General features: G+C 74.4%; 10 protein-coding genes. 6 read left to right on the top strand and 4 right to left on the bottom strand.

The window, feature by feature from the left end; genetic code table 11:
- Positions 1-2,250: ALF repeat-containing protein (locus ACLQ2W_RS32515; RefSeq protein WP_425791559.1), on the bottom strand; the 2,250-nt coding region annotated here is incomplete at its 3' end.
- A 43-nt stretch (positions 2,251-2,293) separates the two neighbouring features.
- Between ACLQ2W_RS32515 and ACLQ2W_RS32510 the strand changes: the two genes are divergently transcribed.
- The 6 genes from ACLQ2W_RS32510 to hutH are packed head-to-tail and all read left to right on the top strand — an operon-like array spanning position 2,294 to position 10,077.
- Complete coding sequence (locus ACLQ2W_RS32510) at positions 2,294-3,142, top strand: MurR/RpiR family transcriptional regulator (protein ID WP_425791557.1); 849 nt, start codon at positions 2,294-2,296, stop codon at positions 3,140-3,142.
- Between the two features lie 12 nt (positions 3,143-3,154).
- Positions 3,155-4,804 (top strand): urocanate hydratase, encoded by a 1,650-nt coding sequence (gene hutU, locus ACLQ2W_RS32505; RefSeq protein WP_425791555.1) that lies wholly within the window; start codon positions 3,155-3,157, stop codon positions 4,802-4,804.
- Between the two features lie 11 nt (positions 4,805-4,815).
- Positions 4,816-6,036, top strand: a complete 1,221-nt coding sequence (locus ACLQ2W_RS32500) for an allantoate amidohydrolase (protein ID WP_425791553.1) — start codon at positions 4,816-4,818, stop codon at positions 6,034-6,036.
- Complete coding sequence (locus tag ACLQ2W_RS32495) at positions 6,033-7,379, top strand: formimidoylglutamate deiminase (RefSeq protein WP_425791561.1); 1,347 nt, start codon at positions 6,033-6,035, stop codon at positions 7,377-7,379. Before ACLQ2W_RS32500 ends, ACLQ2W_RS32495 begins: the two co-directional genes overlap by 4 nt.
- A complete protein-coding gene (gene hutI, locus ACLQ2W_RS32490; RefSeq protein WP_425791551.1) occupies positions 7,376-8,542 on the top strand; it encodes an imidazolonepropionase in 1,167 nt (388 codons plus the stop codon). Before ACLQ2W_RS32495 ends, hutI begins: the two co-directional genes overlap by 4 nt.
- Positions 8,539-10,077: a histidine ammonia-lyase gene (hutH, locus tag ACLQ2W_RS32485; RefSeq protein WP_425791549.1), complete on the top strand. Its 1,539-nt coding sequence runs from the start codon at positions 8,539-8,541 to the stop codon at positions 10,075-10,077. Before hutI ends, hutH begins: the two co-directional genes overlap by 4 nt.
- Positions 10,078-10,150: 73 nt before the next feature.
- Here the strand turns inward: hutH and ACLQ2W_RS32480 are convergent, their stop codons facing one another.
- The 3 genes from ACLQ2W_RS32480 to rph are packed head-to-tail and all read right to left on the bottom strand — an operon-like array spanning position 10,151 to position 12,733.
- Positions 10,151-11,374 carry a hypothetical protein gene (locus ACLQ2W_RS32480; RefSeq protein WP_425791547.1) on the bottom strand — a complete coding sequence of 408 codons (1,224 nt, stop codon included), beginning with the start codon at positions 11,372-11,374 and terminating at the stop codon, positions 10,151-10,153.
- A 10-nt stretch (positions 11,375-11,384) separates the two neighbouring features.
- Positions 11,385-12,008, bottom strand: coding sequence for an RdgB/HAM1 family non-canonical purine NTP pyrophosphatase (rdgB, locus tag ACLQ2W_RS32475; protein WP_425791545.1), 624 nt, complete (start codon positions 12,006-12,008; stop codon positions 11,385-11,387).
- On the bottom strand, positions 12,005-12,733 hold the full coding sequence (rph, locus tag ACLQ2W_RS32470) for a ribonuclease PH (RefSeq protein ID WP_107162398.1): 729 nt from the start codon (positions 12,731-12,733) through the stop codon (positions 12,005-12,007). Before rph ends, rdgB begins: the two co-directional genes overlap by 4 nt.
- Positions 12,734-12,769 lie beyond the last annotated feature (36 nt).

The raw sequence follows: 12,769 nt of genomic DNA, 5'->3' as shown, positions 1-12,769 counted from the left end.
CTGCACCGCCGCGTCATCACCCGCCAACGCCGCCTGCGCCGCCGACCTCTCATTCCCATCCGGCAACGTGTCCACCAGATGCCAAACCCGCGCCCGATCATCCTGACCCACCGCGACCCGACGACCATCGGTCAACCAGGACCGCAGCTCCACCTCACCACCGCCGAGAACCTCCTCAGCAGCAGCGCGAGTCCACTCGCCGCCGGTGGTCAACAGGTTGATCGCGGCGCGGCGGCCACGGTCGAGCACGACCTCGGTGGACACACCCGATGCGGTCGCCTCCGTCAGCAACTGCCGCGTCGCCGGATCAACCCGATCCTCCTCCGCCGTATCCCACAACAACTTGCGGTTCCACGCAGCGACCGCGCCAGCATTAGCCTTGGCGTTCTGCTCTACGGCAAGCGCCTCCTGCGCCCCCAGCACACCCTGCTCGGTGGACTCCGCCAACCGCGCGTCATCCTCCGCACGCGCCAACCGCTCCAACTCGACAGCCTTGTTCGCCGCCTCCACCGCCGTGTTCGACGCCAACACCGCAGCCGCCGCATGCTTCGCCGACTCCACCGCCGCCTTCGCCGCATCACCCGCCGCAGCCGCAGCCGCATCAGCCGCATCAGCCGCCGCCTCCGCATGCACCCCCGCCCGCCGCGCGAACTCAAACGCCTCATCCGACGCCTTCGCCGCCGCCTGCGCCAACGCATACGCCCGATCCGCCGCCCGCGACGCCGCCGCCGCCTGCGCCTGCGCACGCGCAGCCGCATCCCGCGCCCGCTTCGCCTGCTCCGCAGACACACCAGCCTGCGAACCAGCCCGCCGAGCCTCCGCCGCCGCGACATCCGCGTTCGCACTCGCACCCTTCGCCGCGGTACTCGCCGCCTTCGCCTGGGCGAGCGCGCGATCCCGCTCGGCCTTGACCGCATCCAGCTCCCGCGCCTTGCGCGCCGCATCCCGCGCCGCCTGCGCCGCCTGCCGCGCCGCCGCCGCCTTGCCCGCATCCGTCCGGGCGTCCGCCGCAGCACGCTGCGCACGCGCGGCGGCCTGCGCAGTCAGGGACGCAGCCGTGGTCGCCTTCCGAGCCGCGTCGGACGCCACCCGCGCCGCCCGCATCGCCGCGTTCGAGGCGCTCACCGCTTCCCCCGCCGCCTCAGCCGCGCTGTCTGCGGCATCCGCTGCACGCCCAGCCGCCGCGGAGGCCTTCTTGGCAGCACCACCGGCTGCGGCCGTCTCAGCAGCGGCGGTCTGTGCCGCCTTCTTCGCCTCCTCGGCCGCCGCTGCCGCCCGGTTCGATGCCTCGGTGGCGGCCAGCGCCTCCCGCGAGGTCGTCTCACTGGCGTTCTTGGCCTGCTCCGTCAGGCTCCGGATCGATGCCAACTCGGCGTCTCGGGCCCGAGCCACGAACTGCCCGGAGGCGATGAACTCCCGTAGCTCGTCCGCCGTACCCGCCAGTGCCTGCTGTGCGGCGCTGTCGAGTACGGGGCCGCTGTTGTTCGCCCCGCCGGTCAGCATCCGCGTCGCCGCCAACCGGTCGTCGGCCTGCGCCGCCGCGAATCGCCCCTCCGCCAAGAACTTCGTCAGCTCTTCTGGCGTGCCATTCAACGCTGCCTGCGCCGCAGCACGGACAGTCGGGCCGCCTGACTCCAACAGCCGGTAGGCCCGCACACGCTCGTCCGAGGCCCAAGAGGTCTCCCAGCCCCCGTTGACGAAGGCGCGGACCGCCTCCGGTGTGCTCGCGAGAACCTCGAGCGCAGCCGCACGCATCGCCGGCCCGTCCATCGACGCCAACGCCTGGGCCGCCGCCCGCTCGTCCTCCCGCTGGGCCTCCTCGCGCAAGGAGTCACGGAAAGCCCTCAGGTCCGCGTCTGTTCCCAGCAGAGCCGCTTCCGCAGCTCGCCGGACCGATGGACCGTTCGAGAAGAGGTAGGCGACGGTCCATTCCCTGCTCGGGGGATTAGTTTCCGCCTGAGCCGGGGTGAAGGGTTGCAGGAGAGTCGCAACAAGGATGAGAACGAGGAATGTCGAGACTCTCCTGGCCAAGACCCGGGCAGGACGGCTCGATCGAAAAAGGGCAGCAGGAAGCGGCTGCTTGGTCAAGTCAACCCCCGTGGCAGCAAGACAAGGCAGGTGAACCGTATAGATAGTTGATGTCCTCCACAAGGGGCCACCACCTACACGACCGAGAGTGACTGACCGCACGGCGTGAGAGGGCTCCTCGACGGTCGTCTCCCCGCCCCCTGGGCGGAAGGCGCCGGTCATGCCTTACTTGCGGCGTGAAAGTTTTCATGCATAGAGTCGGCGGGTGAATGAAACCGGTGCGTCCAGCGCCGACCGCCTGCTCGACCTCTTCCACGGCGTGCGGCTCACCCCGACCCAGCGCCGCATCGCGCACTGCCTGGTGCGCCACGCCGGCGCGGCGGCGTACCTGTCCGCGGCCGAGGTGGCCGAGCTGGCCGGGGTCAGCCAGCCGTCGGTGACCCGGTTCGCCATGACGCTCGGGCACGACGGCTACCCCGCGCTGCGCCGCCGGCTGCGGGAACTGGCCGCCACCGGGACGACCGAGCCGGCCGCGGCCGGGAACCCGCTGCAACGGGCGGTGCACGCCGAGCGGGACAACCTCGACCGGCTCGCCGGGCAGCTCGCCGACGCCGACCGGATCGCCGAGGTGGGCAAGCTGCTGGCGGCCACCCGACCACTGCCGGTCCTCGGGTTGCGCGCCGCCGCGCCGCTGGCCGCGTACTTCGCGTACTTCGCCGCGAAGGTGCACCCGGACGTGCGGGTCCTCGACGACGGCGGCAGCCTGCTCGCCGACCGTCTCGACCAGGCCGTCGCCGCCGGCGCCACCGCGCTGCTCGCGTTCGTGCTGCCCCGCTACCCCCGGGAGACGCTTGACGCGCTGCGCGAGGCCCGCGACGCCGGGCTGACGGTGGTGGCCATCACCGACTCCCCGGTCAGCCCGGCCACCGACCACGCCGAGGTGGTGCTGCCCGCCGCGGTCGGCACCGACCTCGTCTTCGACCTGCACACCGCCCCGATGACGCTGGCCATGGTGGTGTTGCAGGCGATCTGCGACGCCGCCCCGGCCGAGACCCAGGCCCGGCTCGAGGCGTTCGAGTCGTCCGCCGCCCGCCGCCAGTTGTTCCTCGGCTGAGAGGAGTACGAGATGCACCAGCCCGTCCGCGCCGCCCGCGGCACCGTACGCACCGCGAAGGGGTGGCCGCAGGAGGCCGCGCTGCGGATGCTGATGAACAACCTCGACCCGGAGGTGGCCGAGCGCCCCGACGACCTGGTGGTCTACGGCGGCACCGGAAAGGCGGCCCGGGACTGGCCGTCCTACCACGCGTTGGTGCGGACGCTCACCGAGCTGCGCGACGACGAGACCATGCTGGTGCAGTCCGGCCGGCCGGTCGGCGTGCTGCGCACCCACGAGTGGGCGCCGCGGGTGCTGCTGGCCAACTCCAACCTGGTCGGCGACTGGGCCACCTGGCCGGAGTTCCGCCGCCTCGAATCGCTCGGCCTGACCATGTACGGGCAGATGACCGCCGGTTCGTGGATCTACATCGGCACCCAGGGCATCCTCCAGGGCACCTACGAGACGTTCGCCGCGGTCGCCGCCAAACGCTTCGGTGGATCGCTCGCCGGCACGCTGACGCTCACCGCCGGCTGCGGCGGGATGGGCGGCGCGCAGCCGCTCGCGGTCACCATGAACGGCGGCGTCTGCCTGATCGTCGACGTGGACCGGACCCGGTTGGAGCGTCGGGCGCACGACCGCTACCTGGACGAGATCGCCGACTCGTTGGACGACGCGGTGGCGCGGGCGCTGGCCGCGAAGCGGGACCGGCGGGCGCTCAGCGTCGGCGTGGTCGGCAACGCGGCCACCGTCTTCCCCGAGCTGCTGGCGCGCGGCGTCGAGATCGACATCGTGACCGACCAGACAAGCGCGCACGACCCGCTGTCGTACCTGCCGGAGGGGGTGGAACCGGCCGACGCGCGGGACTACGCGGCGGCCAAGCCGGCCGAGTTCACCGACCGGGCGCGGGCGTCGATGGCGAAGCACGTCGAGGCGATGGTGGGCTTCCTCGACGCCGGCGCGGAGGTGTTCGACTACGGCAACTCGATCCGGGGCGAGGCGAAGCTCGGCGGGTACGAGCGGGCGTTCGACTTCCCCGGCTTCGTGCCGGCGTACATCCGGCCGCTGTTCTGCGAGGGCAAGGGCCCGTTCCGGTGGGCGGCGCTCTCCGGCGACCCGCGCGACATCGCCGCCACCGACCGGGCCATCCTCGACCTGTTCCCGGAGAACGAGTCGCTCGCCCGGTGGATGCGGATGGCCGGCGAGCGGGTCGCGTTCCAGGGCCTGCCGGCCCGGATCTGCTGGCTCGGCTACGGCGAGCGGGACCGCGCCGGGGTGCGGTTCAACGAGATGGTGGCCTCCGGTGAGCTGAGCGCGCCGGTGGTGATCGGCCGGGACCACCTGGACTGCGGCAGCGTGGCCAGCCCTTACCGGGAGACCGAGGCGATGGCCGACGGCTCCGACGCGATCGCCGACTGGCCGCTGCTCAACGCGCTCGTCAACACCGCCAGCGGCGCGTCCTGGGTGTCCATCCACCACGGCGGCGGGGTCGGCATCGGCCGGTCCATCCACGCCGGCCAGGTCTGCGTCGCCGACGGCACCGCACTCGCCGGGCAGAAGATCGAGCGGGTGCTCACCAACGACCCGGCGATGGGCGTCATCCGGCACGTCGACGCCGGCTACGACGACGCCCGCGAGGTCGCGGAACGCACCGCCGTCCGCATCCCCATGGCCGAGGCGTAAGGAGGGGCCCCTTGTTAACGCATTCGGTAGAGGAAGGGCCCCTTCCTAACAGGTTCCGCGCGCTGTGGGACGAGATCGCGCCGATCGGGCGGGACGCCGGCAGCGGCGGCTACCTGCGGTACGCGCTGACCGAGCCGGAGCGCAGGCTGCGCGGCTGGTTCCGGGAGCAGGCCGACCGGCGGGGAATGCCGGTCAGCGAGGACGGCAACGGCAACCTGTTCGCCTGGTGGGGCGACCCGGCGACCGGCGGCGCGGTGCTCACCGGCAGCCACTTCGACTCGGTGCCGCACGGCGGCGGGTACGACGGGCCGCTCGGCATCGTCAGCGCGTTCCTCGCCGTGGACGAGCTGCGGGCCGCCGGGACCACCCCGGACCGGCCCGTCGTGGTGGCCGCGTTCGTGGAGGAGGAGGGCGCCCGGTTCGGCGTACCCTGCCTGGGGTCGCGGCTGCTCACCGGCGAGATCGACGTCGACCGCGCGGCCGGGCTGCGCGACCAGGCCGGGGTGAGCTTCGCCGACGCGCTCGGCGAGCGGCCGGCGGGCGCCGACCCGGCGCTGCTCGGCCGCTTCGCGGCCTTCGTGGAGCTGCACGTCGAGCAGGGCCGCGCGCTCGTCGACACGGACGCGCCGGTCGCGGTGGCGTCCGCCATCTGGCCGCACGGCCGGTGGCGGTTCGACTTCACCGGCGAGGGCAACCACGCCGGTACGACCCGGATGGCCGACCGGCGCGACCCGATGCTCACCTACGCGTTCACCGTGCTCGCGGCGAACAAGGAGGCCCGGCTGCGCGACGCGCACGCCACCGTGGGCCGGGTGTCGGTCGAGCCGAACGCCACCAACGCGATCCCGTCCCGGGTGACCGGCTGGCTGGACGCGCGGGCGGCCGAGGCGGCGACGCTGGACGGCCTGGTCGAGGCGGTACGCGCCAAGGCCACCGAGCGGGCCGGCCGGGACGGCACGGCGCTGACCTGCACGCGGGAGTCGGCGACCCCGCTCGTCGCGTTCGACGGCGGGCTGGCGGAGCGGCTGGTCGCGCTGCTCGACGCGCCGACGCTGCCGACCGGCGCCGGCCACGACGCCGGCGTGCTGGCCGCGCACCTGCCGACCGCGATGCTGTTCGTGCGGAATCCGACCGGGGTGTCGCACTCCCCGGCCGAGTCCGCCACCGACGCCGACTGCGCGGCCGGGGTGACCGCCCTGGCCCGGGTGCTGGAGGAACTGGCATGCCGCTGACCCGCTGGCTGGCCGAGTACGCCTGGCTGCCCGACCACGCCGAACCCACACCGGACGTGCTGATCGAGGCGACGGACGGGCGGCTCACCGCCGTCACGCCGCTGACCGGTGGCGGTCCGCCGACCAGCGGGGTGGCGGTGGACGCCGTCCGGCTGCCCGGCCTGACGCTGCCCGGCCTGGCCAACGCCCACTCGCACGCGTTCCACCGGGCGCTGCGCGGGCGCACCCACGCCGGCCGGGGCGACTTCTGGTCCTGGCGGAACCCGATGTACGCGGTCGCCGCCCGCCTCGACCCCGACTCCTACCTGGCGCTGGCCCGGGCCGCGTACGCGGAGATGGCGCTCGCCGGGATCACAGTCGTCGGCGAGTTCCACTACCTGCACCACGGCCCGGACGGCACCCGGTACGACGACCCGAACACGATGTCCGCCGCGCTGGTGGAGGCCGCCGCGCACGCCGGGATCCGGCTCACGCTGCTGGACGCCGCGTACCTGACGGCGGGCGTGGACGGCGCGGAGCTGGTCGGACCGCAGCGCCGGTTCGGCGACGGCGACGCGCTGCGCTGGGCGGAACGGGTCGACACGTTCCGCCCGACCGACGGGCACGTGCGGCGCGGCGCGGCGATCCACTCGGTGCGCGCGGTGCCGGCCGGGCAGCTCGCCACCGTGGCCGGCTGGGCGGACCGGCACGGGCTGCCGCTGCACGCGCACGTCTCCGAGCAGCCGGCCGAGAACGACGCCTGCCGGGCCGTGCACGGCTGCACGCCGACCCGGCTGCTGGCCGACCACGGGGTGCTCGGCCGGCACACCACCGCCGTGCACGCCACCCACCCGACCGCCGCCGACGTGACGCTGCTCGGCGACACCGGCACCGGCGTCTGCCTCTGCCCCACCACGGAACGGGACCTGGCCGACGGGATCGGCCCGGCCCGGCGGATCGCCGAGGCGGGCAGCCCGCTCAGCCTGGGCAGCGACAGCCACGCCGTGGTCGACCTGTTCGAGGAGGCCCGCGCGGTGGAGCTGGACGAACGGCTGCGTACCCGCAGACGCGGGCACTTCGCCGCCGCCGAACTGTTCGCCGCCGCCACCGTGACCGGCCACGCCGCGCTGGGCTGGGGCGACGCCGGCCGGCTCGCCGTCGGCGACCGGGCCGACCTGGTGACGGTACGGCTGGACAGCGCCCGCACCGCCGGGGTGCCGCCGGTCGGTGTGTTCTTCGCGGCCACCGCCGCCGACGTCACGCAGGTGGTGGTGGACGGCCGGACCGTGGTGGCCGACGGCCGGCACCTGACCGTGGACGTCCCCACCGAGTTGCGGGACTCGATCGCGGCGGTCACGTCATGACCGGCAGCCTGCTCGTGGACAACATCGGTGAGCTGATCACCAACGACGGCCGGGGCGGTGACCCGCTGGGCGTCCGCCGCGACGCCGCGCTGCTGGTCGAGGACGGGCGGGTGGCCTGGGTCGGTCCGGCCCGCTACGCGCCCGCCGCCGGCCGGCGCGTCGACGCCGCCGGCGCGGCGGTGCTGCCCGGCTTCGTGGACAGCCACGCCCACCTGGTCTTCGCCGGTGACCGGGCCGCCGAGTTCGCCGCCCGGATGGCCGGCGAGCCGTACACCGGCGGCGGCATCCGGACCACCGTCGGCGCGACCCGGGCGGCCTCCGACGACGACCTGCGCGCCACCGTGGGCCGGCTGCGCGCGGAGATGCGGCGGCAGGGCACCACCACCGTCGAGATCAAGAGCGGGTACGGCCTGAGCGTCGCCGACGAGGCCCGCTCGCTGCGGATCGCCGCCGAGTTCACCGAGGACACCACGTTCCTCGGCGCGCACGTGGTGCCCGCCGAGTACGCCGACCGGCCCGACGACTACGTGGGGCTGGTGTGCGGGCCGATGCTGGCCGCCGCCGCGCCGTACGCCCGCTGGATCGACGTGTTCTGCGAGCGGGGCGCGTTCGACGCCGACCACGCCCGGGCGATCCTCACCTGCGGGCAGGCGGTCGGGTTGGGCGTCCGGCTGCACGCCAACCAGCTCGGCCCCGGGCCGGGCGTCCGGCTCGGCGTGGAACTGGGCGCGGCCAGCGTCGACCACTGCACCCACCTGACCGACGCCGACGTGGACGCGCTCGCCGGCTCGGAGACGGTCGCCACGCTGCTGCCCGGCGCCGAGTTCTCCACCCGGTCGCCCTACCCGGACGCCCGCCGGCTGCTCGACGCCGGGGTGACCGTGGCGCTGGCCACCGACTGCAACCCCGGCTCGTCGTACACCTCGTCGATGCCGTTCTGCGTCGCGCTCGCCGTACGCGAGATGGGGATGACCCCGGCGGAGGCGGTGTGGGCGGCGACCGCCGGCGGGGCGGCGGCGCTGCGCCGCACCGACGTCGGGCGGCTGACCGTCGGGGCCCGGGCCGACCTGGTCGTCCTCGACGCGCCGACCCACCTGCACCTGGCCTACCGGCCGGGGGTGCCACTGATCCGTCAGGTTCTGCACAACGGAGTGCCACGATGACCACCGTCACCATCCTGTCCACCGGGGTCACCCCCGCCGACGTGCTCGCGGTCGCCCGCGGCACCGCCAAGGTCGTGCTCGACCCCGCCGCCGTCGAGGCGATGGCGACCAGCCGGTCCATCGTGGACGGCATCGAGGCCGCCGGCCGTCCGGTGTACGGCGTCTCGACCGGGTTCGGGGCGCTGGCCAACACGTTCGTCGCCCCCGAGCGGCGGGCCGAGTTGCAGGCCGCGCTGATCCGCTCGCACGCGGCCGGGGTGGGCGCGCCGATGCCCCGCGAGGTGGTGCGGGCCATGATGCTGCTGCGGGTACGCTCGCTCGCGCTCGGCCGCTCCGGCGTCCGCCCGCTCGTCGCCGAGGCGCTCGTGGACCTGCTCAACCACGAGATCACCCCGTGGGTGCCGGAGCACGGCTCGCTGGGCGCGTCCGGTGACCTGGCGCCGCTGGCGCACTGCGCGCTGGTGCTGCTCGGCGAGGGCTGGGTGCTCGGCCCGGCCGGCGAACGGCTCGACGCCGCCGAGGCGCTGCGCCGGGTCGGGCTGGCCCCGATCGAGCTGGCCGCCAAGGAGGGGCTGGCGCTGATCAACGGCACCGACGGCATGCTCGGCATGCTGCTGCTGGCCGTCTCCGACGCCCGGCACCTGTTCGCCATGGCCGACGTGACCGCCGCGCTGGCGATCGAGGCGATGCTCGGTTCGGAGCGGCCGTTCCTGCCCGAGCTGCACGCCATCCGCCCGCACCCCGGCCAGGCCGCCTCGGCCGCGAACATCCACCGGCTGCTCCAGGGCTCGGCGGTGATGGACTCGCACCGCGACGACCTGGCCCACGCGGTGCAGGACGCGTACTCGATGCGCTGCGCGCCGCAGGTGGCCGGCGCGGCCCGGGACACGCTCGACTTCGTCGAGGTGGTCGCCGGCCGGGAGCTGACCTCCGTGGTCGACAACCCGGTGGTGCTGCCGGACGGGCGGGTCGAGTCGACGGGCAACTTCCACGGCGCGCCGCTCGGCTTCGCCGCCGACTACCTGGCCATCGCCGCCGCCGAGGTGGGCGCGATCGCCGAACGGCGGGTGGACCGGCTGCTGGACGTGGCCCGTAACCGGGACCTGCCGGCGTTCCTCTCCCCCGACGCCGGGGTGAACTCCGGGCTGATGATCGCGCAGTACACCGCCGCCGGCATCGTCGCGGAGAACCGCCGGCTGGCGGCCCCCGCCTCGGTCGACTCGCTGCCCACCAGCGGCATGCAGGAGGACCACGTCTCGATGGGCTGGGCGGCCACCAAGAAGCTGCGTACCGTGCTGGACAACCTGACCAGCCTGCTCGCGGTGGAGCTGCTGGCGGCGGTACGCGGGCTCCAGCTCCGCGCGCCGCTGGAGCCGTCCCCGGCCGGCCGGGCCGCGTTGGACGCGCTCGGCGACACGATCGGCGACCCCGGTCCGGACGTCTTCCTCGCCCCGCTGATCGAGGCCGCCCGATCCGTAGTCGCCGGCCCCGACCTACGCGCCGCCATCGAGCGCGCCACCGGCCCTCTCGCCTGACGCCCGCTCTCGGTTCGCGCTGATTCACGGAAAGTGTGGCCATTCGACGTCGAATGGCCACACTTTCCGTGAATCAGCGGCCGGGCTCAGGGGGTGGGGTGGGGAGGTGGGCGACGTCCGGGTCGAGCAGGGCGGTCCAAGGGGGGCGGAACTCGGCGGCGCGGGACCGCATCTCGGTGCGCAGGTGGGACAGCCACGGGCCGCTGTCCCGCGACCCCATCCAGTCCGGCCAGGAGTCGTAACGGCGCTCGACGGAGAAACCGTCCGACGTGGTCGCCACCCGCAGGAAGATCCAGCGCCCGTGCCGGGCATCGGCCTCGGCCGCCCGGAGCTCCCCGACCAGCGTGAAGAGGTCCCGGAAACCGTCCCCGGGCCGGTCCACCGGGCAGCACTCGCCCGGAATCCGGCGCATCGCGCCGTCCAGCGCCTCCACGACCACCGAGGACCGGCCGTCCGCGCCCGGGGCCCGCAGGCGCGCCCAGTCCACCAGCGCCGCCAGTGCCCCGGTGCCGGCCGGCTCCGGGCGGGGCAGCTCGTCCGCCTCACCCATGGCCGCCCAGACCAGCCGTTCGTGCTGCGTCTCACTGAGCGTCCGGACCCGTCGGTGCGGCACCTCGGCATTCGCCGGCACGACCGGTACGACAGTGCCGGGGGTGAGACCGGCCCGCGCTGCCGAGGCGAGGGCGGCGTCCAGATCGACCGGAACGGACCGGACCCGCCCGAGCAGACCGGTGAGCGCAGCCGCGTCGACCGAGTGGCCGGCCGCGGCGGCGAGCAGTCGGTCGGCGTGGGTCGCCACGTCCACCCGTTCCGCCTCGCCGTCGACGTCGTGCCCGGCCCACTCGAAGACCACCTCCGCCAGTTCCCGGCGGGCGCGGTCGGCGTCGAGAACGGCGCCGACGGTCTGCGGGAGGCCGTCGGCGACCCGGTCCGGGTATCGGACCCGGTGCCAGTCGCCGTGCTCGTGCCAGTAGACGTAGCCGAGCTGGTCGTCGTCGGCGTGCCGGACCAGTTCCGCCCAGGGCAGCCAGGCGGGCGCGCCGGCCAGCAGGTCGATCGGGGGACTCGCGTCCACCGTGTCGCTGTACTCGTGGTCGTAGCCGAACAGCACCGCCCGGTCGTCGGCGACGAGGACCAGCCGCCCCCAGTTGCCCCCGTGGTCGTCGTGGTGGGCCCCGTCGGCGTCGATCCACCAGACGTCGTCGTGGCCGAGCGCGGCGAGAGTCGCGCCGAGCACCCCCCACCGGCCCCACAGCACGGCCGGACCGGCGAGGTCCACGGTCGTCCGCTCCGTCACGGGGACGCCGTCAGCCGGCCGCGGGGAGCACCTTGGCGACCAGCTTGGCCAGCTCCCGCAGCGCCTTGCCACGGTGGCTGACCGCGTCCTTCTCCGCCGGCGTCAGCTCGGCGTTGGTCCGCTCCTGCCCGTCGCCGAGGAAGATCGGGTCGTAGCCGAACCCGCCCTCGCCGCGCGGCGCGCGGAGCAGCCGGCCCGGCTGCCGGCCGTCGACCAGGTGCTCCTTGCCGCCGGGCAGCACCAGCGCCACCGTGCAGACGAAGGCCGCGCCCCGGTGCTCGTCCGGCACGTCGCCCACCTGGTCCAGCAGGAGCTGGAGGTTGGCCCGGTCGTCGCCGTGCCGGCCGGACCAGCGGGCGCTGAACACGCCGGGCATGCCGTTGAGCGCGTCCACCGCGATGCCCGAATCGTCGGCGATGGTCGGCAGGCCGGTGCGCCGGCAGCCCTCCCGCGCCTTGATCAGCGCGTTCTCGCCGAACGTCAGGCCGGTCTCCGGCAGCTCCGGATATTCCGGCACGTCGTCCAGGCCGACCAGGGCGACCCGGTGGGCGCCGAGCGCGCCGTCCAGGATCCGCTGCAACTCGACGAGCTTCTTGCGGTTACGGGTGGCCAGCAGCACCTTGTTGTCGGTCACAGGTTCAGCGCCTTCCGCTGTGCGTCGGCCAGTTCCAGACAACCCGCCACGCCCAGGTCGAGCAGCGCGTCGAGCTGGTCGCGGGCGAAGACACCGGCCTCGCCCGTCCCCTGCACCTCGACGAAGTCGCCGGCGCCGGTGCAGACCACGTTCATGTCCACCTCGGCGGTCACGTCCTCGGCGTAGCAGAGGTCGAGCATCGGCTCGCCGCCGATCACGCCGACGCTGACCGCGGACACCGACCGGTGCATCACCTTCTCCACCTTGCCGGTCAGCGACTTGCGCTCGGCCAGCCAGGTCACCGCGTCGTACAGCGCGACGTACGCGCCGGTGATCGCGGCGGTGCGGGTGCCGCCGTCGGCCTGGAGCACGTCGCAGTCGAGCACCACGGAGTTCTCGCCCAGCGCCTTGAGGTCGACGCAGGCGCGCAGGCTGCGACCGATCAGCCGGGAGATCTCGTGGGTGCGACCGCCGACCTTGCCTCGGACGCTCTCCCGGTCCGAGCGGGTGTTGGTGGCTCTCGGCAGCATCGCGTACTCGGCGGTCACCCAGCCCAACCCGGAACCCTTGCGCCAGCGGGGCACCCCCTCGGTGACGCTGGCCGTGCAGAGCACCCGGGTCGCGCCGAACTCGACGAGCACCGAGCCCTCCGGGTGGGTGCTCCAGCCCCGGGTCAGGGTCACCGGTCGGAGTTGGTCGGGCCGCCGCCCGTCAGGTCGCGCCATGCCTGCACCCTATGCGGTGCGCCGATCGCGCCGCCC

The sequence above is a fragment of the Micromonospora sp. DT227 genome (assembly GCF_049841835.1).
Classification (GTDB): domain Bacteria; phylum Actinomycetota; class Actinomycetes; order Mycobacteriales; family Micromonosporaceae; genus Micromonospora.
This window is presented reverse-complemented; position numbering and strand designations above follow the sequence as displayed.